Consider the following 26304-nt stretch of genomic DNA (forward strand, 5'->3'; position numbering starts at 1 on the left):
AATTATAAAATGAAAATTGTTCTTCAATTAGTTCTATGGGTAGTTATCGGAGTTTTAGGATACCTGGTATTTAATTCTGTAATGGGTCCTGTAAGGTTCAATAAAATTAAAGAAGCGCGTTACGCAAAAGCCATTGAAAACTTAAGAGATATCCGACAAGCAGAATTAGCTCATAAAACCGTGGTTGGTAGATTCGAAAAAGATCCAACTAAATTAATTGCTTTTATAGATACTGCTAAATTTACCCTTACACAGCGTAGAGATTCAAGTTTTGTAAGATTTAATAAAATATTACAAATTGATGAGCCAAAAGATACTGTTGTAGTAGATACTCTTGGTTATGCTTCTGTAAAAGATTCGTTATTTAAAGGAAGTGATCGTTATAAGAATATGATGAAAGTTCCTGTAGAAGGTAAAGAAGCTAATTTTGAATTAGATGCTGGATTCATTGATAAAAATGGTATTCGTGTAAGTGTTTTCGAAGCAAGAGTAGCGAAAGAAGTTTTATTACACGACCTTGATAAAGATCTATTATTTCAGGAAAAGCAAGTTGTTTCTGTTGAAGAGGTAAACGGACCATTCTTGTCAGTAGGTTCTATGCAGGAAGTTAATACTAAAGGAAACTGGCCAAAACTTTATGACACCAACGTTACAACCACAGAAGAGTAACACCTCTGGTAATAAAAAACATACATTGTCCATTCAGGTTAGCCTGAATGGACTTTCTTTTTGTATCGCAAATTCAGAAAAAGAAATCATTGCCTTAGAGCAAGATAATTTCGGGATCCACTTGTCTCCAGAACAGGTACTGGATAAAATCAAATATGTATTTGATCACCATCCTAAGTTCAACAATGATTTCGAAAGTGTAGAAGTTATTTATCAGAATGACTTATATACTTGTGTTCCCAAAGCCTTGTTTGATGAGGAACAGCTCAAAGAATACTTAAAATACAATATCAAGGTATTAGAAAATGATTTTATTGCTTATGACGAATTACACCAGCATGATATCATCATAGTATATGTACCCTATGCAAACATCAATAATTTCTTTTTCGACACCTTTGGTACTTTTACCTATAGACATGCCGCTACAATGTTAGTGGACACTTTATTAGCTAAAGAAAAAAATAGCGATAGTACTAAAATATATGCTCATATGAATGCTGCATCTTTTGATTTAGTCATTACATCAAAAGGTAAACTATTATTAACCAACTCGTATCTGTACGCAAACGAAGAAGACTTTTTATATTATGTAATGTTTGCAGCAGAACAACTTCGGTTAAACCCAGAAGAGTTTGAACTTATCTTTTTAGGAGACATTACGGAAAGAAGTAGTTGCTACACTATTGCATATACTTATATTAGACATATAAGTTTTGGAAAAAGAAGTAATCTTATCAATCTTTCAGAAGAAATCTCAACCATTCATGAACATGAACACTATTTGTTATTAAGTCATTTTTAATATGCGAATTATCTCAGGAAAATATAAAGGAAAACGGTTACAAGCACCTAAAAAACTACCTGTACGTCCTACAACCGATATGGCAAAAGAGGGATTATTTAACATTCTTAATCATCATTATGCTTTTTCTGAAGTTACGTTGTTAGACCTTTTTGCCGGTACGGGAAATATCAGCTATGAATTTGCATCTCGTGGAACCGAACATATTACTGCAGTAGATGCTCATTATGGATGCGTAGGATATATAAAAAGTATAGCTAAAGAGCTTGATTTTTCCATAGATACTATCAAAAGTGATGTATATAACTATCTAGAGAAAGTGAAAAGGACGTCTGATATTATTTTTGCTGATCCTCCTTATGATTTTACGGTAGAAGAGTTTGCCAAAATACCAGCGTTAGTATTTGAAAACGAATTACTCAATGATGATGGCGTGTTAATTATAGAACATTCTAAGCACACATCCTTAGAAGACCTTCCTAACTTTAGGAATTCGAGAAAGTATGGAGGTTCTGTTTTTAGCTTTTTTGAAAATGCTTCAGTTGAGGACGATAATCAAGATTGAAAAACATTCTCCTCTATCCTACTTCAAAGGAGAAAATTCTAATTATCCATAAATATCCTAATACGTGTTTAAAAGTGTGATTTGTCTTGGAAAGATCGTATCGATATAAAAATCCTTGTTCTCGATACAATTTTTCTCCATTCTCATTGCGAAAAATAACTCGAACTGACGTTTTGATAAATATATACCATAATAAAATACCACTTAATGATGTCATGGACAGATCAATCGAGAATTATTTAAAAACGAAAACGCACGTCGGTCAGAGTGATTTTTGACAAAAAATTGTATCGAAGACAAGTTAGTTTTCTTATCCTCTTTTTATAGTATTAAATGAAGCTCATCAAAATTGTATATCACAAAAACTTACTTCCTTTTCTTTTTATTAGATACTCCAAACTGTCTACGTGCTTTGATCTTATTGTATAGTAGAATGACAACAACAATCAACGCCAAAATAGCAAACCCTCCTCTACCCAATAGGTAATCGATAATGTCCATACAAATACTTTTGCTCTAAAGTCGGCAAATATAATCGATACTTACACTAGTAAAAAGAAAACGAAATTGAATCTGAAACTATTACCTTAAGCAGACATTACGCTGGTGCGTATAGAATACTCATCGATACTCGACAGATTGCTTAATGAATGTATCTGATCCGAAGTATTACTAATAATATCTTCATAATACGCTAGTGTTTTGGCATCAAAACCAGGAGTATCTTCTGCGGTAATCTTGAAAATATCCATCTGATAGATAAAATTATTTAAGATATGATGGCTAGAAGATAGCATGGCTTTATAAATTTGAAGTTTTGCATTTTCTAATTTTATTTTTTTGATACGCCTGCGTGCATCTAGTGCTAAGAAAATTCCAAAAATTAAGAAAGGAAGAATTAATTCATCGAATCGCAACTGTTCTATCTTAGAAAGTGCGATTAGGATATATTTAAAAATGTCTAATTCTAAAAAAACTGAGGTAAAATAAACGAAGATGGACAGTGCCAATCCAATAATCGTGAGCTTGTAGTTGTTCATTATAGGGGTAAGCAGTTTAAATTAATGACGATTCATGACTTGTTTTTACCGTATGATTCATTCATTTCTGAAATATAATCATATAAAGATCAAATGTTAAGCAGGCTAAATGTACAAAAAAAATAATACAAAATAATTTTATGCACAATTTATTAACAATGCATGCATAGTTATTCACAATTAAGTAAGTTCTGCCAATACCTTTTTCTATGACGTAAACCTAGAACATACATTATCTATAAAACTTGGAATTTGCTATTGATACAGATATGGTGTATTTTTACATCAAAATAAAATTATGGCTAGGCAAAGTATATCATTCACAAAACCAAATGACGAATGGTTAAAATCTCAGGTAGACAATAAGGAATACTCTAGTAAAAGTGAATTGGTAAATGACTTGATAAGACAAGCGCGGAAACAACAAGTTCAAGTTGATTGGATTCGTACTAAATTAGAAAAAGCTGAAAAAAGTGGATTTACTAATGACAGTAAGGAGGCTATTTTAGCACAGTCTAAGTCTTTACTGAATGACTAAATATCGATTAAGTAATGAAGCTAAAAACGACTTAATTCGTATTCATCATTACGGAGTGCATAAATTTGGAATAACTCAAGCGGGCAAATATTTTGATTCGTTTTTTGAGTATTTTGATATGATAGCAGAGAGACCGTTTTCTTTCGAATCTGTAGATATTATAAAAAAAGGGTATCGACGTTGTGTGTGTGGAGTGGATAGCATTTATTTTAGAGTGTACGAAGGTGTCGTGGAAATAATGACAATAATAGGAAGACAACATTTAGACGAACTGTGATATATTACAATATCATCTACAATACATATCAATGAGTTTAGTATCTTTATAAAAAAAATTGTTGTCATAAAATACAAAAAACAACAACCAAAAAACACCAAAAAAAGCGAGTAAAATTTTGCTGTTTTTTTACACAAAAGGGTTGTTTTTATCTGATAACAAAAACAAGAAGTTCTTATATATACTGATGTACCCATGGTTTAGATTACTATCCGTTTGGGATGCTATTACCTAACCGTAATGGAAATGCCTCAGATTATAGATACGGCTTCCAGGGACAAGAAAAAGATGATGAAATCAAAGGAGAAGGGAATTCTATAAACTTTAAATTTAGAATGCATGACCCTAGAGTTGGACGTTTTCTAAGCTTAGATCCTTTATCAGCAAGTTACCCTCATAATAGTCCATTTGCATTTTCTGAGAATAGAGTTATTGATGGAGTAGAATTAGAAGGAGCAGAATGGGAGTCTGCTTGGCTTCAGATATATTGGGCTGCAAAAGCAGGAAAAGCTAAATTGAAAAAACAACTTTGGGGTGGAGTAAAGAAGATTAGAGAAAGTACTACAACCGATTACATGCATAATCAAATTGCGCTAGAAAAAGATCCATCTATAGATCCCCAACGTTTGGAATTAGAGCGAAGATTAAAATTAGCGGATGGAGTTATAGATGTTGCTGAAGTAGGAGTTACCACTTTGGAAATAACTGCTGAAACAGTAAATTCTATTCCTGGTGTTGATGTAATAGGAGATCCTTTATTAGCTGCCTACTTTGCAGGTAAAGCTTCAATCACCAAAAGAGGAGATGATTATGTATCTGCAGGATCATATACAGCAGCAATTTTTATTCCATTCGCAAGTGGTGCTGTTCTGAAACTAGGAGGAAAATACGTTCCAATCGTTTTTAAGAATTCATCAGATTTTCTTTCGGATGCGGTACTAGCTAGAGATCAGATATATGGGGAAATATTGAAGCAATCAAACAAAGAAAGAAAAAGAGTTGTGACTGTTGTTTCAGCATATAATCAAAAAACAGGTGAAGTTGCAGTTGGAGTTAAATATGCAGGTGATATTCAAGGATGTAATTCTTGTGCTGAGGATTTAGTATATGATGAGTTGGTAGATAAATTGGGAGGAAATGTTAAAGATATAAAATTTACTCAGGCATTGAGGCCAAGAAAGGATCAGGTAATTCCTGTATGTGAAAGATGCGAGGAAAAGTTTGGTAGAGAGGCTTTTCCGGAAAAAAACACTAAATTCAAATCAGATGGAGCAACTAATGAAAAGAGAACAAATACCATCGGTGATAAAGTAGGTGGTTAATTTTAGTTTATGGAGTTTTATTATAACTTTTTAAATACTCTAAGGAGTATAGATTGGAAAAATATAAATGGTGTTCGGAATAATTGCGCTTTTATTAATCAAAGATTTAATGATTTAGAAGTTAATGAAAAGAGTTTATGGGATTTTGAAAGTCATTTATATTCAGATAGAAGATTATCAGAAGGAGCATTTTACATACTACCTTTTCTTTGTAATTCAATAAGAATGAGCGGTTTTACTCAAAAAGAAATTATTTTTGATAACTTGTTTGAAATATTAAATGGATACGCCGCCTTTGATGAAAAAGTTAATTACACTGTTAGGCTTGATCCTTTTATTCATTTTGTTCCGAGTAATAAACAAGAAGCTATAAAACAACCTTTAGTTATCGCTTGTAGAACCTATTTATCATCAAATCTAGATTTATTCCTGAATCAATTAAAGGAAGATAATTCTTTGATTAGAGATGTTTTAGACATAATAACTTCATTTAAAGAATATGAACACTTGGTGATTACTACCTTGATTGATAATCATAATACTATTCATGAAAATGAAAAAAAAACAATAATAAAGGAATTATTACTTGAATTTGTTCGTGATACGGATTTTTTTGATTTGAACAATATCAAAAATCAATTAAAATAGATTAAATAAATACATTATCAGATGTTTACCCGATAGCTTGGATTTAAGTTCCAAACTTGCGCGAGCGATTATAGACTGAGAATAATATACAAACAACAAAGCCACTATTTTAGTGGCTTTGTTGTTTTTTTGAGGTATAGAAGAAAGTTTAATATGTTTCTAATTTACTATGTACTTTTTGTATTTCTGTATCCACATAGGATTGTGCGAAATGAACATAACGGTAAAAAGAAGTGCTATTGGCACTATGGCCACTGATGGAACGCACCAGATGTTCTGGCATTCCTAAAATTAATAAAGTGGTAATAGCTGTTCTCCTCATCATATGAGAACTCATTTTGTCACAAAAGCGTTCGGGCTTTTTTTGCGGGTTTTTAGATGCATTATAGCTTTTTCCCTGTCTTTCTCTAGAAAGTTCGATAGGAGCCGTAAAATTAGCTTTCTCGCCAATGCTTTTTAAGGTTTTATTAAAATTAAATAAGGTAATCGGTGTAAAAAGCAAAGATCGTACACTTCTGGATTTATATCTTTGGTAAATATCAACCGCGTATCCTGGTAGTTTTACAGCACTATACGATTTTGTTTTTTTACTTTTTACCTTTAGGTACCACTCTCCATTCTGTAGCTCAAAGTTCTTATTAGTCAACAAAAAGATATCTGAGAATCGTAAACCTGTAGTACAGCCAAACACAAAAATGTCTTTTATTCTTTTTTCTGCAGGTGTTAATAGCATCTGAAACTCCTGATCGTGTATTAAGAACTTTAATTGTTCTGGTGATAATACGAGGATATCTACCTCTTCTTTACGTACATACAGTAATTTATGAAAATCACCTGTGTTATAATGTTTTTCATTTTTTAGGTAATTAAAAAAGGTACGTATTTGTTTCATATTAGCACCTACATAGTTATCGTAGCATCCTTTCTTATACATAAAATCAGAGAACTTACGATAGAATTTCTTCCAATAGTTCTTTTCTGAAGCTAACTCTCGTTTGGTTAGTTTACTGGCATCACTAATACGTAAATCAAAATCAGTAGTGGTAGTAAACTCTATGAGGTTATGAAGCACATAGCGATAATTATCAATAGTACCTTTGGTGATTTTAGTTCCATTCTTTTTTAAACGCTTACCAGTCTCAGAATCTCGAATAAACTGTTTAAACAAAGGTAAGATTGGGGTAGTTTTTTTCATGAAGCTAATTTTGGGATCTCAAATATACTATTTTGCTTTTAAGTAACTGTTAGTTATGCTATTGCCTAACATTTAATCATTTTATTATTTGATCTTTCTCTTTTGTATGCCTTCACTTTACTTGTGAAACTTGTGATGAGTTATCTTTTAATTCCTATATAAAAATTAAAATCCAAAAAACACTCAATCTATGTCAAGGGGTTTTCTTTTCCTTTTACTGTGATAGAATAGATAAGAATATTCAACATCATAGTTAAAAAGATGCTTTGCTAGGTATTCAATTATTCTACTTGAACAGGTGATTTTTGTATCAGATGTTATATAAAAAATCATATTGTTCTTCCTAAAAAAGAATTTATACGGCTTTTCAAAATATGAAGAAGTATTTACCTTTTCTTCCAAAATTTTAAAAGTATCACAAGCCTCATTTTCTTTATCAAAAAACATTATTTGAAACTTATAAGAGTCTCTTTTGTCAATACAATTGTAATTGCTACTAATGATCTTTCCATTTGGAATGGAATCAATGATTTTTCTTTCCAAAAGTTTAATAATGATAGGAAGATTTGTAAATTCTAATTCTTGGTCTAAATCATCTAATTTAATAAGCTTAGATTCTTTTACAGTGGATTTTATCTTCTTAAAATATTCCTTAATAGAGTCCTTTTCTTTTGACAATATTGCTTTCGGCAATGTCGATGAATTTCTAAACATTAAATTTGATTCACAATGGGCATTGTAAGAGAATAAACAACAAAACCAAATTAATAATTTGATTCTATTATTACCCACCTCCATTATCTTCAGAATTATTATCTTCATTTTTATGTTCTATTTGCTGAATAACAGTACTTGCACTTTCATATTTGGTCCATACTTCTATAACAAGATCTAGAGTATCTGCATCAAACCATTTGTAAATACCTCCTATTTTATCTTTTTCCTCAAAATTCAACATTGATCCATGTTGATCAAACATATTGAATGTCGGATTGTTAGGATCAGTATTGTTTACTACAATTGTTGCACTATGGTAAGCATTTCTCATGGAAATACCAAAGAATGCATATTGTGGAACATCGCCTACCTTTGTTGATATAAATTCAGATGGTGTCATTTGACTCTTTAAAGTATATTTAAATTGATCCCCACCAAAACCTTTGTCATTTAAAATCTCCAATTGATCTAGCATTGTAGAACCATTTGGATTATGTCCTAATGAATAAATAGGTATATCCTCACGTAGTACAACATCATAACTTCTATTAACACAAGTCAAACAATCATGTTTATTATCTGCATGACTACCATATCCTATATCATTCATATATGCTACAGGACCCACAAACTTCCTTTTACTCGCATTTGTTTTAATATAATTTTGATAATCTTTAAATTCTGAAGAATGAAAAGATGCATCATCTATCCATGTAGTAATTTTGTTACCTTCTAAATCCATAATATCATAACCTAACCAATAGTATTTTTTTCCATGAACTTCAACTGTTTCAAAAGCCATCTCAAAAATTCCTTCCTTATTCCAAATATCAAATACTACATTATTTAATTTATCAACATTATCAGCGGGTAAATATTCTGCACCTTCAAATTCGACACCATCAACAACTCTATTTTCGCTAAAAGCATAAGGGGAGTTATAAGAGTATTCATCTGCTAACGGATCTACCGCAAAGAATCTCCCTATACGAGGATCATGCATTCTGTATTTAAAGTTTACAGAGTTCCCTTCTCCTTTGATTTCATCATCTTTTTCTTGTCCTTGAAATCCATATCTATATTCAGAGGCATTTCCATTACGATTCGGTAATAGCATCCCAAACGGATAGTAATCATTATATGCAAGAACGTCTGCTGTAAAAGTAGCTAAATTCTCCGTATCAATCAACTTACGATCGGTAACTACACTCAATACATTTCCTAAATGATTACTTAGCTCATATCGCTTATCTCCTACTCCATTGGTAAACGTAGTAGCTACCTCAGCAGCTTCATCGGTGGTTTTGATACGCTTTTCTTCTAATCCTAATCGACTGCTACCATAGATATGATGTTCTGTTAAAAATACACCTTCTTCATTACCTACCATTCCTTCTACTGGTGCAATCTTCGCTACGATATCTGCTCCAGATTTTAAGTGTGTATTTGGTCGTAAGGTAATTCCATTTCCAGCAGTATAGCTTACGGTTGCCGTTGCTTCTACCACTACTTCTTCATCTGTACTACCCACAGTAATTAAATCTACCGCTTTAAAGTCTTGCGCATCGGTAATACTCTCACCTTTTTGGTCTAACTCTACAGGATTGATCTCTGGATTTGGTATTCCATCAGAATAGGTATCATATACCGCCATCGTATTCCCTTGTGCATCTCTTACATACAAAGTAGTCTTATTCTCTGGCATTACGGTTTTAGAAATACGATTTCCTAAACCGTCATATCCAAAACTAATCGTAGTACCATCGTTTTTGGTCACTTTCTTTACTTTACCATCTACACGCCATTCGATCAATAGACCTTCAGCTTTGTCTTCTATTAACTGACCGATCTCATCATAGATATAATTGTCTAAATCTTGTCCGCTATCGATATCTTTATCATATACGGCATCGATACTTGGATCATCATATACAGATCGCAATTGGTTAGAGATTTTATACTTTTTCTCTCGTACTGGATCTTCGGTAGCTTCTTCATTGTAGTTATAGGTAAAGTTATCCATTACCGTACCTGTATGATCCGTACGGGTTAGCTTTTCTAAGTTTCCGTTGTTATCATAATCGTAGGTGGTCTTGTAATTTTCATTACCATCACCATCATACCCTTGCATTTGTTTGATACGATTTAGCTGATCATACTCGTATTCATTACGCTGTAATCCTAGCATGGACTCATCATTATCTATCAAACTGGTAATCATTTGCTTGATATTACCATTATAAAGATTTTTACCTACACTATTGCCATTAGAGAAGGCACTAGTAGCTGTATTACCCACAGAAGTATAATCTCCATTAGTGGTAAGAGGATCTGTCTCTCCGTAATAGGATAATGAATATCCCATCGCATCTTTTGCTACGGCAGATCCTACAGCACCATCACCACCCATATCAGCATCTGGCGTAAGGTTTTCTGAGTTTACACCTTTTAACCAACCTTGTAAGGTATAGGCATAGTCCATACCTTGTACTTTGCTCTGTCCTAATTCGGTTCTGGCTAGAGGTCCGTGTGCAAAATACTGATAGGTAGCATCCTGCTCCCAGATCATATCATCATCAGATGTTTGTACATTGATAATACGGTTATCCGCATCATATTCGTATCTATGGATAAACTGATCTGGTTTTCCTTTTTGATACACTACACGCTGTACATTACCACTGATCAGGTCATACTCATATTCGATATTCTTAATCCCAGAAATACTGTTGGTAGGATCGATCGCCATTTGTTTATTATGCTGTACAATCTCTTTTACATTTCCGTGGATATCATAATGATAAAAAATCGCATTATTATATTGTCTTGTTAAGGTTCCTGACTCTACAGTATCGAAATAATAGATACCAGTAACTCTGTTTCTGGAATTCGCCACCTGATCATCGTTGGTACCAGTAATGGTATTAAAGATCGTAGCCGCATTAAATACCGGAGTACTATAAATCGTTCGAGTAACCTCTATCTGATTATCAGAAACATTTTTAGGATAATTATCCGATACTTTATTAGGCACCCAATCATTATCCGGAGTAGATGAGAATACTAGCTTTCCTGTGCTTTCTTCTATCGCGATATCCACTTTAGGGATCATCTCTCCAGCCTCCGTAATACGCCCTAAATGATCGTAGGTTGTATAACTAAAGGTATTGTCTTCTTTTTGTCGAGCGTTTTGGGAAGCAATAATTCTTCCTAAATTATCATAAGCAAAGCGTGTTTCGCCTCCATCTGGAGTATACTGCCATACCAATTGATTTAGAGAATTGTATTTATACTCAGTAACCAACCTATGTTTTGGTAATAATGCAGGATTCTCAGTGGCTCTGTCCTCTAGCCTATGCGCATTAATTTGTGCATGAATACCATTCGCATCTAGTTCTTCTTTTGTAAATCTATCGATCCCTGCAGGAGGTACCGTTTGCGTTAAATTACCTGACTGATCATAATAGTATAAGGTATATTGATATTCTTTATCAAAATATCGCATAGTAAAAGTCTCATTCGCATTCTGTAACGCTGCTTTTAGATATGCTTTCTTAAATGCCAAACGTTTTGCATCTAGGAAATTGTTATAACTATCCCCATTGTAGGTTTCGCTAACATTTAGGATAAACTCCTCACAATCGGTATCATTATCCACGATATCTACCTCTATATCAGGCACAACAGTTATTATTGGAGGCTGCGAACATGGCAGCTCATTATTTGCAATAAGTTCGCCTACAAAATCAACCCAACTATCAGCATTTGCAGGATCAGGATTTACATGAACAACGTACTCATCAATAACTCCTTGTGTGGAACTACTACCAAAATTAAGTCCGGAAGATGCAAACTCTGCAATGGTTAAGAATTGTAAACTCTCGATTGAACTGATCCTTAATTTATCTATATAGTATTTATAATCTTCTGTGATTATTGCATATCGGATGTCACAGAAATATTCTAATGTATACAATTCTGGCAAGTTATATCCATCAATACCATCCGCTACTGTTTGTAATAACTCGTAGGCATCTGTACAACTCACAGGTTTTACCGTTTCTGGAATACATGGTACACAAGAACCGGGTTCTTGTTCTTCGTCTCCCAGCGCTTTAGTGTTAAAGTCTGAATTCTTAGCAAATAATGATTGAGAATCAGGTTGTATTGGCTGAAGAATATCTCCACAAGATTCTACTACCCTAATACCGTCGATTGTTAAATAATTTGCTTTATCCGGTATAACATTGACGCTAAACTTTAATTCCGCATTCTGTTTTGTTTCATTAGCAATAAAACTTACTTCTACTCTTCCCCATCTTTGATTACCAAAACCATTAAAAGTAACTGTAGGAGCATTTCTAACCTGTCCATTCAATGTAATTATAAAATTACTTTGATCTCCTACTTCTGATATGGGATGATTTACAGTTTCATAATTATGCCCTCCATAAGCCTGATAAAATGAAACTTTGTAAGTTCTCCCAGCTATAATATCAATTTCCGTAAAAAAGCTACCACTAATGCCCTGAATACTACTACCTGGTACACCGAGAAAAACACCACCATCCGGACTTGCGGGATGATCACTGACAATAACAGTATTTTCATTAGTATTCCAATAAGCAAGAGGTCCAAAAGGTGATGCGGTAAACTCTGGAATCACATCAAGAAAAGTGCTTCTAAGTGCAGTAGCAATACCACCATTAGAAAATTCTAAACTCTGTATAGCTTCAAAAGACTCATCTATTAAAACAGTAGTTCCTGAACAATCGTCTGGTTCTTCATCTAGTATATCAAACAGATCACACTGATAATAGGTAGGTTCATTATCACCCTTTGGATCTTGAACGAAAGAAAATCTTGAGTAGTCTACAAGATCCCCGTTGTTATTTTCGTATTGTACGATGATTTCCGAAGATGGTCCAGCTGTAGTAGAATTATTATCTCTAAAATCGAACGTTCGAATATTCTTAATATTAACAAAAGGTTGTACATTATCCTGCTCAAGATAAATGAATCCAAAACTATGTAACTTATCATATTTTATATATTGAACATTATCATTATTAAGTGTGTTTCCACTCCAAGTAACCTTACTAGTATCAAAGTAATCAACGTTATCAAGGCTTGAATCACATCCATTTATAGAACAAGAGTATTTTAAATTAGCCTGTAAGAATTTCTGTAAAAACTCATTATACTCTGGATAAGCTGATAAATTTGCAGTGCCATAAAAATCTCCATTAGCTATTAAAGCATTCATTAAATTTTTAAAATGAAAAGCCGCCTCTGGTTTTAAGGTTGTCGCTCCTTGATCACAAGTTGGAAAACCATCTGGATCACCAGGATTATCCACTACTCCACAACAAGAGAAATTAAGTAATGTTTTTGCTTCTTTAAAAATTCTTCCTTCTATTTTTACCTTAGAGAAATTAGCGTCTAAATATGTAAGGTTTGCTACATTTGATACTCCTGTGAAATTATTGATAGTTTCACCAATAAATAGTCCACTTATCGTGTAATCTGATCCAGCAGGTAAGTTGCCATCTAGTATGTAGGTAAGATGCGTTTCGCTATCAGTTTCTATATAACACGTATTACCCAGTACATTCCAGTATACGTCTTCTCCAACGGGAATTTCGAAATACTCTGGCAAGTAACTGTCTCTATAAGCATCTAGATTCGTGATTTCATAATCAGTACTTCCGATATTTCCGTTCTGCACCAAAGCATTCATTAAATTAATCAAAGCTGCTTTGAAACGTGGTTGCTTATCACAATCATTAAAAACGGATGTTCCCTCTGCTCCAGAACCTAAATCCTGACCCACATCATTACCAGAATTATTGATAGAACACTTTCCGATTCTAGCTCTCGTAGTTCCAGAAAGTATGATTTCTTCGAAAGCACCTTCGCTTTCATTTGTTCCTTGTACACGTGCCAAAATTTGGAAGTCAAAAGTCTCGGTGTTTGTATTGTTTGGATCTTCTTGATAAAATATATTAGTCAATCTGGTAATATACCATTGATTGTTATATCCGCTCCAAGAATAATTAGAAGCGTCTGTCTCACTTATTGTTAAGGTTGTTGGAGTACCTCCATTAAAAGCAATAGATAAAGTGTTTCCGTTTGGAGTTCCTACCACATCAAAAGCACCTACAGGAAGCGTTCCTCCAAGGTCCTCAAATAAATCTTTACTTAAATACTGTCCTTTATAGTCTCTACTACCTACTAGTGAAATTGGTTCATTACTGGCATCTAATTCTGTTGCCAATCCGTTTAGATACAACTCCATATCTCTAGCCATTGGACAAATACCTGTATTGATATAGTATTCGTAATTGGCTTGATTTATAGTTTCTTGAACCACATCTCCAGAATCTTGTCCAGAGTTGTATAAATCATCAATTGGTGGGAAACGTTTCTCCTTTTCTATGTATAATTCGTTTCCATTGGAATTACATAAATTATTAGCAGGTTGACTAAACAACCCATTAATTGCTCCAGATTGTGGATAATCAGAGATTACTGCTACTAAGGATGCTGGTGCTTCATCTACACCGATACAGGTATTATAAAATCCGCTATTGTGTGCATATAAAGAAGACAATACAAACTGAATCTTTTGTTTTAGTGCCAGATAATACGATCTATATCGTTGCCAAACTCTGTTTTTATCATCTGCATTAAGTGAAGAACTAGCCAAAAAGTCACTCAAATCATCAAAATTACTAAATCCGTTACCACAAGAGGATACACTATTACAAGTTGCTGTATTATAAGCTACCTGAAGCATAAAGGTCCCGAAATTATCATAATTTGTTTCTAAGGCATGCTCCATTAACGCTCTTCTATTAATATAACTAGAACTGGAATTATTCTCATCGATAGCTTGTATCGGTTGATTAAAATAAGGATCGTTGTTTACCAGCATATTATACCTGGCAAAAATATTAAATCCTGCTGCTGTTGCATCTTCATAGGTTTGAAGCCCCATGATATAATTATTAAAACCATCACTGTTCATTCTTGCATTGCCAATAGCGCTAATCTCTGCACAAACCGCGAAAGAGTATTCTAAATATTTATACTCTGGGTGATATACGATTAATGATTCTCCCCACGAATCCTGCCAATAGCTTTTTAATTCATTAACGCTGGCAAACTCTACATACTGTGGTTCTACATTATAATAATCTTCCTGCCCAGTTGGGATTAGATCAAAATCTACATCTTCAATTAACGCCGGCTCATACGTCTCATTCTCGCTATCATACTTAACACGGATATAACTAATAAACCCATTTTCGTCATAATAATGTCCTGAATCTGATCCTAAATCTTTTTCATAGTGGAAAGGATTTCTCCAAGTATTTCCGTTGGCACTAAATAAAAGGTTATTGTCTTTGAAAATACTTAAATCTTCTAATGCGTCCCATTGCGGATTCTCTTCAACTTCTGTTTCAAATCGCATTCCGTACTGACCCGCGATATTCATATCCTGTATTAATGCATCTGTATCATTACTACACGAAATAGAGTTTCTAATGATCTCATCCTGTTCATCAATTTCATCGGTTCCATCAGTAATAATACCATCGGTTCCAAATGCATCCTCACAAGCCGCGATTAACAAATCGAACTCTCTGGCAAAACGTTGTTCCAATAATGCTAATTCTTCATCAGTAGAAAAATCTTCATACCCAGCTATTTGCTCTTTGATATAATTTTGTCTCGCACCTGTTACTGTTTGTCCTAAAAGAATGGCATCTAAACAATCTTCTTTACTTTCTATAAAACATCCGTTAAAACTAGCTTCAGGAGAAAATGGCGATGGATCTAGATAACAATCAACATTCGTAGAATCCGTAATTCTGGCAATATAATCGTTAGTAAACTCTTCTAGTTTTTCTTTATTGATTTTTAGAAGCTTCGCTATTCCGAATGAACCTGCTTCCATACCTTCTACTTCTTCTTCTAATGAGAACAGTGCTAATCCATTTTCTGAAGTTACTGTAGTATTTATGGTATTTGGTAATAAAGACTCCCCTGTATCATTCATTACATCTAACTGCAAATCGTAGACATAAGGATAGGCATTGGTTCCATTTGCACATTCGTATGAGAATCGCAACTCAGCAACGCCTAATTCATAATCAAAGAAATAATCGGTAAAATCTGCCGCATTCACTTGCTGAGATGCGTAAAACTTCGCATCATACAATTCACCAAAATTACCTGTAGAATATAAAGTATTACTCTTTGGGTCTTCAAAAAGGTCTGATTCTAGTTCTTCGTGTAACTTATTTAATTCTTCGTCTCTTAATGCTACTAAACTATTTGGATTTCCGCCTGCCAATGCAGTAGCAATTGTTCTTCCTTGTGGATCTATATAACTTACACTCGATTGACCGTTGGGATCAATTACTACATTTTTCTTATAATGTATCTCGTTACCTACATTATATCCAAAAAGTCTATTTAATTCTTTTTGTTTTGGCTTTCCGTAGTAGTAACGCATTTCGTGCTTAGTACCCAATTGATGGTCAGACCCTACACCACCTTTTCTTTTAATACGTCCTGTATTATCGGATGTATATTCTATTTGTGAAAATGGTTTTCCGCTAGCTTGTGCAATACGATCTCTAAAGATGCTTGCGATATCATTATCACCAGAATAGTATTTACTGGCTCCAGAAGATGAAGACATTCCGGTTGTCTTTACTTCATTAGGAGAGATTTTATCTTCTGTATCAAAATCCTGATAGCTATAAGGTGCATTTAACTCATTTACATTAAAATTCTCATAATATCTAATTCTATTTTCATTCACAGGAACTGGCAATACTTCAATTGCAGGTCTTCCTTGCGAATCATAGATTACTTCTCCAATAATGGCATTATCATCACTATTAATTTTAGTAACCGTTTGTCTATTTCTTAAAGTTCCATCAAAATAACTTACTACTTCTTTTTTCTTTCCTTCTTCTGCATAACTGGCTTGAAATTGCCAGTTTTTGTTGTTTTCATGATCTTCTACCACTTCTACAAAATACGGAGCCCAGTCAGCAACTTTTTCTTTATTTTCAAATCCACTACTCCATCTTCCATATTTATATTTGGTAACATTTTCTAAATATTTTCCTACCGCACGTACTCTAAAAATGATATATCCTTTGGAGTAGATCAATGGAATGGAATAATTGGTTTCGGTTGTTTGGATTCTGGTATTATCTAGTTCAAAATCTCTGGTAGAAAAATCTATTGCCGTTGGTGGTTGTGGCGTTGTAAAATCTTTAGAGTAACTATCCACCCATGTCCACTCCACATCATAACTAATTGCCCCTTCTACTGGAGTCCAACGTAAATTTACTTCATCTGCTGCCGCTATATCCTGAGGAGTTGGTATTGTTACAGATGGAGCTAATGAAGGATCTAAATTACGATAACGCTTTACATCAAAACCTACTGTAAGCGTTACATTATCAGGAATAGTAGCATTGTCCTGAGCTGGAGTATCATTATCAACATTTTTAAACGTAGTGTTTAGAATTCTAATAGAAGCTCCATAGATACCTCTTAATAAGTGTTTATTGATATTTGTAAAACTTCCTCCAGAACCTGGAATATTATTGCTCTCTACTTCCAAAACCACTGTCTCTGCAACAGCGTCTGCAGGAAAGGAAGGTGTAATTTCCAATTCCATAGAAAACGTAAACCAAGATTCTGCTCCTAATACCTCATTTACATTTAAGGCAATGTAGGTCATAGGGTTTTCATCTATGATATTGTCATTAGGCAATTCTGATTCTTCAAAAACAATGGTAGCACTAGCATTGGTAATGATATCGTTTAACTGATTGGCAGTATAAATATCTTCATTCTGTGCATAACCTATACATCCAATCAACAATAAAAGGAGGAAGAATTTGCTATGTAAAGTTTTCGTATTCATATTTTTCCTATAGTGAAAATTCCTATTTATATTTTAATTATTAGATAGATCAACTATCTTAAATTCCTTGTATTTTTCGGCAGGAACAATTGTATTCCCTTTCTTACGTATGTAATTACTTTGTTTATCCTTTTTAGCGTTAGAAACCGTTAGATCATGGGTAAAAATGATTTCAAAACGTCCAAAATCCTGCTCTGTTTGCCCACCATCTGTTTTAAAAGGCAGTTCCCTGTTTAAAAACAAAACTTGTTTATCTACGAAGTAATGTTCTTTATTTATATACAATACAATTTTATCGCAAGGAACAAACGACGCAGCAGGAAGTACATTTAATTCACAAATCCATTGTTTTTCGTTACTCTGCAATTCTTCTCCTTTATAATATTCGAGAAAACCTTTAATATCTATTGGAGCTGCAGGACCTCTTGGGGTTTTACTATATTCTATCGCTTTGCTATCATTATCAATGATGAGACTAACTCCTGGAAATTGAATCACCTCTGAATTTAGCATAACCAGTTTTGAGTATCCTTGATTTTTCACAAAACTCCCGTTATAACTTTCATAGACCTTAGCCCCAGTTTTTCCTCTAAACAGTGATTGTTTAATCGCTACACTATACACGGAAGTATTTTCATAAAAATTAGTTGTCTTCTCTATAATTGATACGACATCTTTTGGTTCTTGTCCATAAAAACATATGGGAAGAAGCACCATCAGTGCAAGAACACTATACCTTTTAAAGTTATTCATATCCATATGTTTAATCATTATTGTTTAATTTAGAATTTCCTGATCTCGTTTCCTGAATAGTATATACTCCTCTTTCGGTCTCTTTTTTCACTCTAATCAAACCTCCTTCTATATCATACTCATAGAATGTTGAATAGTTATTTTCATCTAATTCTGATTGTAATCTTTGTGTTTCAGGATCGTATACAAAAGTTTTCATATTACTATCAAAAGGATGGAATCTTATATCATCAAAGTATACATTTAGATTATTATCTTCACTTTGTAGAGAGATTGTCATAAACTCTGCATTATTCGGAATTGTGAAATCTGCAGAGATGCGTTGCCATCCATCAATGATATTTCCTTTAGGTCTCAAGCTAATAGTAGCACCTTCTTCTAATTCCTTTCCTTCTCTATCCGTATAGGTGATTTTTAATAATGATTTCATATAATCCATAACTTGATACTCTGGATCTGGAACATATGTATTGAAATCAACATTTTCCTTGATAACATTTGTCACTGAGACACTTTGGTCATAATTTATAGTAATCGGAATAATCACTATAACTGTTCTATAGGTGAATACTGTATTTACACATAAACCTTGTGAACAGTTTTGTAATCCGGTAAAATTGATATCAATCGCATCTTCATTTCCAATTATTGGAAAACTATAATAGATATTGTTTGAAGTAAAACTATTTAATGGAGTTTTATAGGTGAACGTTGTTTGTCCTTCTTCATCAAAAGAAAACGAGAATCCTACTGTTCTCACAAAACCACCTTGATCCTCTTTCACCGGTTTAAGGTTATAAATGGTGAGGTTATTAATACCTGTTGTTTTAATATAAGGAACTAAGGCATCGTAGGCTCTATCTTCTGGTGAAGGCACATAAACAGGTGGAACTGGTGTTTGCGTAACAATAATCTCCTTTAATTCATTTAAAAGCTGTGCAAAAAGTTCACTAATCTCCGAATAATTTTTTGTTTCTGTAGATGCAATCTTAACACCATTCTCCCTTATCCATCCACTTACTACATATTTTGAGCCAGGTTTAGGTCTAAATTTTTCACAGCTAAAATATTGCGGTGCTAATTCTGGTAGAATTCGTACACGCACTTCTAAACGTTCTGCACTTCTACAAACACCAGAAATATCAGTTTGATCTGCATAATAAATTCCTCCATCTTCCAGAGGTTCGTCTAGAGAAAGTATTACTCCATCTCCATCATACCATTGCACTCCTACACCGATCGCTATTAAATTTCTTACCGTTGCTCCATCATTTGTATATATGGTCTGGACTGAAGCTCCAAAAGGAGGAGGTACTGATATGATCGAAACATACACAGATACTCTTTCCGACTCTGTATTTCCATTAGACTGGCTTACAAAATAAAATCTAGAATTTTCTATTCGTGTATCAGGACTTAATGGCGTTGTAGCGGTTATAGAATCATACCAATTCACAGTGTAAGAAGCATTTGAAGGTACTGCAACTAGATCTGCAATTGTTGGCTCATCTGACGCACACAAAATTTGTATTCCATCTACATCGAATTCGCTCAACTCTATCTCTACTTCTACTGCTAATCTACATTCTAAACCATTATGTTCGGCATAATAAGTATATCCATTTGTTAGTGCTGTATCAAGTGGCAACGCGGTTTGATCAAAAGGTGACGCATACCATTGTACGTTAGTACCTGTCACTTGTAAATCCGCAATAGTTGCATTATCAGAAGTTTCAAAAAACTGGAGTGTATTTCCAGTCGGAATTCCTTCATCTATAATTACACGAACGGGTTTTCTTCCAATAAACTGAGAACTTTCTGCCCAATACACATTTGCTGAAAGGATTCCGTTTATTCCCACTAAAAGAAGATCATCTGGAGAGTACTGGTTCCCACCCACCTGGCTGCTATACCAAACTACATCAGTAGCTCCATCAGGTGGCAATAAATCACCCACTGTTGGATCGCCAAACATGCTACAGAAACTTTGCGTATCATAAACAGTATCATCGTTACACTCAGCACCTTCTCCAGTTAATTGTGTTAGTTTTATCCCATCAATTAACATGTATATATAATTTGTAGACCTTGTAATATTAGTGGAAGAAGCATTAAATTCTAATCTAGCTTGCGAAGTATTTGCAACAAATTCTAGTGTTGATTTCTGCCATACTGGGTTTTCAGTTACGACCATAAACTCAGAGTATTGAGTTTGATCTCCAAAAATTACTTTCCATCTTGCCTGCTCAAGTCCTTCTGTAGGATTGAAATTACCAGTAACATTAGATTGATAAAACTCAATTCTATAGGTTTCCCCTATGTTAAGCGCATCGAGGTTGGTATAAAATGATTCTAATTCTAATCTATCCAAAGATTTCGCAATAGCACCTGCAGCAACACCTCCATCGGGTGAAGGCTGAACGTTATCTGCAATACCACTATGAATTACATTAAAAGGAAAACTCCAAGTGTCTGCGGATCCCTTTCCATTAATCCATTGTCCACAAGTAACATTACCATTATGTCCGAAAGAACTCGCTATAGATTCACAATTTTCAAAAGATCCATCTACATAATTATCCAGCAAGTTACAATCATCAACCACCCCATTTATAACAACTGTAACACGTAACCTACATGGACTATTTCCTATTGCAGCATAATAATAAGTATTATTTACTAGTGGTATAGTACTGATAAGAGGAATTTCTCCATTCTCTGACAAATACCACTGAACATTAGCACCTGTTGCTTGTAAATCCGCTACTGTAGGTCCATTCATTACATCAAAAATTTGTGTTGTATCGCCAAACGGAATCTGATCATCAAGAATTACATTGATCGGAATTCTTGGAAGCGAAGGATTTTCTATCGATTCAGCCCAATAAGTTCCAGATTCAGGTATTACATATTCTGGCAAGATTAGTGCTTTATCTAATTCTGTTAGGAACCAATTTGCATCGCTATCAATAAAGGGAGATTGTAGATCTCCAATGGTAATATCTCCATTTAGGATACAGAAACGTTGAATAGCAATCCCACTACAATTTTCTATGATGATAATCTGCACTTCAACTCTTGGATTTGAAGAGTTTCCTTCTGCCCAAAGTGTTACTGTTTCTGTTATTTGTTGTCTTGCTGGTAATGGCGCTCCGCCAGTTTCATTTTCGAACCACGCGATAGAATTTGGAAAAGGTGATGCTAGATCATTAATTGTTGGTATCCCCTCATCTGCACAAAACTCCTGAACAAGATTTTCGTAACAATCTTCTCCTTCTTTGATAACAATTCTTACCGCCACTCTTGGGTTTGACGAATTACCTTCTGCCCAAAGCACTACTGTTTCTGTTATTTGTTGTGCTGAAGGAAGTGGTGCGCCACCAGTCTCATTCTCGAACCATGCGATAGAATTTGGAAAAGGAGATGCTAAATCATTGATGGTTGGAATTCCTTCAGAAAGACAGAATTCTTGTTCTGCAATGTCATTTGTACAGTCTTCTCCTTCTTTAGTAACTTTTATTCCATCTATTAAAAGATGATAACTTATTATATCTGGCGTAGGTCTATCTGCATTTAAAACTCCAATAGTTGAAAACGAAATTTCTTGTTCTGTACTTGTTGGAATAAATATCATTTCAACTTTTTCCCAAGTTGGTGTTGCTGAAATGTCAGTAATTGGTGAAACAGCAATTGCATTACTCACCTTTGTTTCTGCGCCAAAAACCACTTGCCATTTTGTATCTGCAAAAATAGACAGCCCAAAAGGATCATTAAAACTACCTCCATGAGATTGATAAAAACTAACCGTATACTCTGTTCCTGGTTCTAAATTGGTCAATGTAGTTTTAAAACCTTGACCTTCTCCAGTAGAGATTTTGTATGAAACTAATCCAGAAGCAAAGATTCCGCCATCCGGTGATTGCCTAACCAAATTACTCATCTGTACTACATCACCATCACCTGGTAGTATAATAATATCAGGATCGCCTAAATCAGGATTATCTTCTTCTTCGCTTAAGTCTACAATCCAGGTACTTGGACCTGATAGTCCATTAAAAGGTTCCCAATTACTACATCCAATATTGTTATTTGGATCTGACTCTGTAGTAGCCCCTGCTACCAAAGCACAATCTTGGAAACTTCCGTCTACAAGACCTTCTAAAACATCACAGTCTTCTCCTCCACCTGAAGTATTTACAGTTACTAATACTTCGAGTCTACAAAGACCATTATTTTCTGATGCGTAATATCTAGTATTATTACTTAATGAATTGGTACTAGATAAAGGCGAACCTCCAACTTCAGATAAATACCATTGAATATTCGTTCCGCTTACCTGAAGATCTGCAACCGTTGGATTATTAGTAGCTTCAAAAACCTGCGTAGTAGGTCCTGTAGGAAATGTATTTTCCAAAATTACTCGAACCCCAACTCTTGGAAGAGAATTATCCGCTATAGAACCGGCCCAATACACTGTATTATCGGACAATACTGTTGCTGGTAGTAATACATCATTCGCTGATTCAGAAGCATACCAAGTTACATTTGTATTTGGTATAGGAGATACTAAGTCTCCAACGGTGGGTAATGTTTCATACTCTCCACAAAAACGTTGCTCTGAAATATCATTTGTACAGTCTTCTCCTACTTTAGTAACTTTTATTCCATCTATTAAAAGATTGTAATAAAATACCGTTTCAATTACATTAATTAAAGATCCAAAAGAGACAAAACTTAACTCTTGTTCTGTTTCTGTAGGGACGAAGGTAATTTCCTGTTTTTCCCAAACAGGAGCAGAAGAAATATCTGCCATTGACTGAATAGGAATAAGATCACTATTCTTTACTTCATTTCCAAAAAACACTCTCCAATTCGCTAAAACATTTTCAATATTTGGAACCGAAGGATTTCCTGTAATTTCAAAACCACCTCCATTAGATTGGTAAAAACTAACCGTATAAGTTGCTCCTATTTCTAAATTGCTCAATGTAGTTTTAAATCCTTGACTTTTAATCACATTAGATGATCCTCGTCCATGAGTTACTAATGCAGAAGCAAAAATTCCTCCATCTGGTGATTGTCTTACTTCAGTAGATATTACAGGGTTTAAACCAGCTGAACCACTCAAATCCACAATCCAAGTACTAGGAACAGCATTTGGATCTATAGGGTTTCCTTCTCCAGCTCCCAAGGGTTCCCAAGAACCACACTGAATATTATTGTTATAACTTGAAGTAAGCGTAGATCCTGCTACCAATGCACAATCCTGAAAACTTCCATCTACTACTCCATCTAATAGATTACAATCATCTCCTCCACCAGAAGTGTTAATTGTAACCAAAACTTCTAATCTACATAGTCCATTATTTTCTGATGCATAATATTTAGTATTATCAGCTAATGCGGAAGTATTACTAAGAGGCGATCCTCCAACTTCAGATAAATACCATTGGACATTTGTTCCATTTGGCTGAAGATCTGCCACCGTTGGATTATTAACAGCCTCAAAAACCTGAGTAGCAGGTCCTGCTGGGAATGTATTTTCCAAAATTACTAGAACTCCTACTCTTGGTAGAGAATTATCTGCAGTAGAACCAGCCCAATACACTGTATTATCCGACAATATGGTTGCGGGTAGTAATACATCATTCGCTGATTCAGAAGCATACCAAGTTACATTTGTATTGGGTATAGGAGATACTAAGTCTCCAATAGTAGGTTCTGTCTCATACGCTCCACAGAAACGTTGTTCTGTAATATCATCATTACAACCATCAACTTTATTTATCTTTATTCCATCAATTAATAAATGTGTTAACACACCATTATCAACGTTATTATGTGCCGGTACAACTGGTGTGAATTTTAATTTCAAAGTTTCATCTGTTGCGATAAAAATTAGTTTCACCAAATCCCAACTAGGGGCTTCGGTTGTATTACCACCTATTCCACCTTTAACTAACATTGCTGGAGAAATACCTGATCCTCCAAAACCATCACCCCAAGAAACTCTCCAAGAAGCTTCGAATTCTGTAGTTGCTCCAAAATATCCACCATTTGATTGATAAAAGGAGATTTCATATTCCGCCCCCACTTCTAGTGCTTCTATATCTTTTTCTAAAGCGGAAAGTATGATTGAGGGAAATGAACTCTGTTGTTGATAAACTCTACAAGATGCAAATGCACCTCCATCTGGAGAGGGCTGGATTAAATTAGTTATCTCTCCTAAAACACCTTGATTATTCTGATCTACTGTCCAAGAATACATCAGATTATTTGGTGTTTCAAAACTGCTACAAGATAAATCATTGTTTGTTAACTCAGTTCCAATTATACCTGCTACACTTGCACACTGCTCAAAACTACCATCTACCACTCCTTCCAGAATATCACAATCTTCTGAATCTGGATTTCCTAAAACGAGCGTTATTTTATTTCTCTCTAAAGTAAGCCCTGTTACAATGCTATTGGTAGCTGTAAAATAATACTCGCCAAGGTCTGCAGCTGTAATATTGTCAATTGTAATCTGTGGTAAGGTAGTTTGTATCAATTCATCCGTTCCTTTATACCAAGTATAGGTATTGTTAGGACTTGTTAATTGTGTAGTGGATAAAGTAACCGAACCTCCTAATTGTACTTCAATAGTTTCTTCTTGATCTACTTTGGCTTGTGGGGAATAAGAAAATCCATTAGCACTTAATACCGTCTGGTATTTTGTAAAATCCTCCTCTAAACCAGAAAACACAAATTCATTATCATCAATTCTAAAAGAACTTATTGAAGGCATATTTTCAATATTCGCAAGAAGGTCACCTGATAGCCTATTTTGACGTACTCCCAAGTTTTGTAATCGCCGTAGATTTTGCAAACTAGACGGCAAGGAACCTGTAAATTGATTATTAGAAAGTAGTAAAGTGATAATATCTAATGAACCTATTTCTTGTGGTATCGTACCAGAAAGATTATTATTGCTTAATCTGATACGAACTAACTCTTTTAAAGCGGAGATTGTACTAGGAATACTTCCTTCTAGATTATTCCCTTCTAAATCCATTACTTCTAAATTAATCAGGTTTCCAATAGAAACAGGAATAATCCCAGTAAGTTCATTTTTATAAAGCTCTAAATTTTCCAACAAAGTGAGATTTCCTATCTCAGAAGGTATTATACCAGAAAGCTCATTACTATATAAACGAAGCCCTTTAAGGTTTGTAAGGTTTCCAATACTTTGTGGTATTGACCCGCTTAAACTATTTTCAAAAAAATTGATAAATAATAAATTTTGAAGGTCTCCAATTTCATTAGGAATTACTCCTGATAAGTTATTAGACTGAAAACTCAAAATTTCAATAGAAATCAGATTACCAATACTAACTGGAATTTCTCCTGTCAAATTATTATTTTGTAAAAGAAGCCTAGTAACTTTACTATTTTCAACTACTACTCCATACCAATCGCATACAGGAGCATTTGTTAACCAATTGGTATTATTGGTCCAATTGGCACCATCTGTACTATTGTATAAATCAATCAATGCTTGTTTTTCAGCTTCAGAAACTCCGCATGTATCTTCAGCGATAGTTAGGGTAATTGGATTTCTTTCTAAGGTAAGTCCAGTAACAATACTATTAGTTGCTATAAAATGATAGACTCCTGCATCTACCGCGGTAGCATTAGCTATTACTAAATCCTTAGCCGTTGCTCCTGGGATGATAGCTCCATCTTTATACCACTGGTAGCTATTATTAGCACTCGTTAGCGCAGTACTGCTTAAGGTTATAGAACCATTCTCTGTTACAGATACTGTTTCGGTTTCG

At 34.2% G+C, this 26304-nt stretch carries 13 protein-coding genes and 1 pseudogene; 7 read left to right on the top strand and 7 right to left on the bottom strand.

Annotated elements, in window-relative coordinates; translation table 11 throughout:
• The first annotated feature begins 9 nt into the window (after positions 1–9).
• Genes Q1B37_RS08105 through Q1B37_RS08115 form a run of 3 tightly spaced genes read left to right on the top strand, consistent with a single transcriptional unit; the run spans position 10 to position 2039 of the window.
• Positions 10–669 (top strand): hypothetical protein, encoded by a 660-nt coding sequence (locus Q1B37_RS08105; RefSeq protein ID WP_299897623.1) that lies wholly within the window; start codon positions 10–12, stop codon positions 667–669.
• Positions 638–1474 (top strand): DUF3822 family protein, encoded by an 837-nt coding sequence (locus Q1B37_RS08110; RefSeq protein ID WP_299897626.1) that lies wholly within the window; start codon positions 638–640, stop codon positions 1472–1474. Before Q1B37_RS08105 ends, Q1B37_RS08110 begins: the two co-directional genes overlap by 32 nt.
• 1 nt (position 1475) lies before the next feature.
• A complete protein-coding gene (locus tag Q1B37_RS08115) occupies positions 1476–2039 on the top strand; it encodes an RsmD family RNA methyltransferase (protein WP_299897629.1) in 564 nt (187 codons plus the stop codon).
• 366 nt (positions 2040–2405) lie between these two features.
• On the opposite strand, the gene Q1B37_RS08120 is transcribed toward Q1B37_RS08115, so the two are convergent.
• A complete protein-coding gene (locus Q1B37_RS08120; RefSeq protein WP_299897631.1) occupies positions 2406–2540 on the bottom strand; it encodes a hypothetical protein in 135 nt (44 codons plus the stop codon).
• Between the two features lie 86 nt (positions 2541–2626).
• On the bottom strand, positions 2627–3079 hold the full coding sequence (locus Q1B37_RS08125; protein WP_299897634.1) for a hypothetical protein: 453 nt from the start codon (positions 3077–3079) through the stop codon (positions 2627–2629).
• Between the two features lie 298 nt (positions 3080–3377).
• On the opposite strand from Q1B37_RS08125, the gene Q1B37_RS08130 reads away from it, so the two are divergent.
• The 4 genes and pseudogenes from Q1B37_RS08130 to Q1B37_RS08145 all read left to right on the top strand — a co-directional run bounded on the left by Q1B37_RS08130 (position 3378) and on the right by Q1B37_RS08145 (position 5864).
• Positions 3378–3617 carry a type II toxin-antitoxin system ParD family antitoxin gene (locus Q1B37_RS08130; protein WP_299897637.1) on the top strand — a complete coding sequence of 80 codons (240 nt, stop codon included), beginning with the start codon at positions 3378–3380 and terminating at the stop codon, positions 3615–3617.
• The gene (locus Q1B37_RS08135; protein ID WP_299897640.1) at positions 3610–3894 is read left to right on the top strand and encodes a type II toxin-antitoxin system RelE/ParE family toxin; all 285 of its coding nucleotides are present in this window, start codon (positions 3610–3612) and stop codon (positions 3892–3894) included. Before Q1B37_RS08130 ends, Q1B37_RS08135 begins: the two co-directional genes overlap by 8 nt.
• Positions 3895–4112: 218 nt before the next feature.
• Positions 4113–5216: pseudogene (locus Q1B37_RS08140) on the top strand (hypothetical protein); the annotation flags it as partial.
• 9 nt (positions 5217–5225) lie between these two features.
• Complete coding sequence (locus Q1B37_RS08145; protein WP_299897643.1) at positions 5226–5864, top strand: hypothetical protein; 639 nt, start codon at positions 5226–5228, stop codon at positions 5862–5864.
• 148 nt (positions 5865–6012) lie between these two features.
• Here the strand turns inward: Q1B37_RS08145 and Q1B37_RS08150 are convergent, their stop codons facing one another.
• The 5 genes from Q1B37_RS08150 to Q1B37_RS08170 form a co-directional block, all read right to left on the bottom strand.
• Entirely contained in the window at positions 6013–7059 is a 1047-nt protein-coding gene (locus Q1B37_RS08150) for a tyrosine-type recombinase/integrase (protein WP_299897645.1), read from the bottom strand.
• 183 nt (positions 7060–7242) lie between these two features.
• Positions 7243–7881, bottom strand: a complete 639-nt coding sequence (locus Q1B37_RS08155; protein ID WP_299897648.1) for a hypothetical protein — start codon at positions 7879–7881, stop codon at positions 7243–7245.
• A complete protein-coding gene (locus Q1B37_RS08160; protein ID WP_299897650.1) occupies positions 7844–17734 on the bottom strand; it encodes a DUF6443 domain-containing protein in 9891 nt (3296 codons plus the stop codon). Before Q1B37_RS08160 ends, Q1B37_RS08155 begins: the two co-directional genes overlap by 38 nt.
• Positions 17735–17767: 33 nt before the next feature.
• Complete coding sequence (locus Q1B37_RS08165) at positions 17768–18487, bottom strand: hypothetical protein (protein WP_299897652.1); 720 nt, start codon at positions 18485–18487, stop codon at positions 17768–17770.
• 10 nt (positions 18488–18497) lie between these two features.
• The coding region (locus Q1B37_RS08170; protein WP_299897654.1) for a hypothetical protein at positions 18498–26304 on the bottom strand (7807 nt) is incomplete at its 5' end.

It is taken from the genome of uncultured Aquimarina sp., assembly GCF_947492965.1.
Classification (GTDB): Bacteria; Bacteroidota; Bacteroidia; order Flavobacteriales; family Flavobacteriaceae; genus Aquimarina.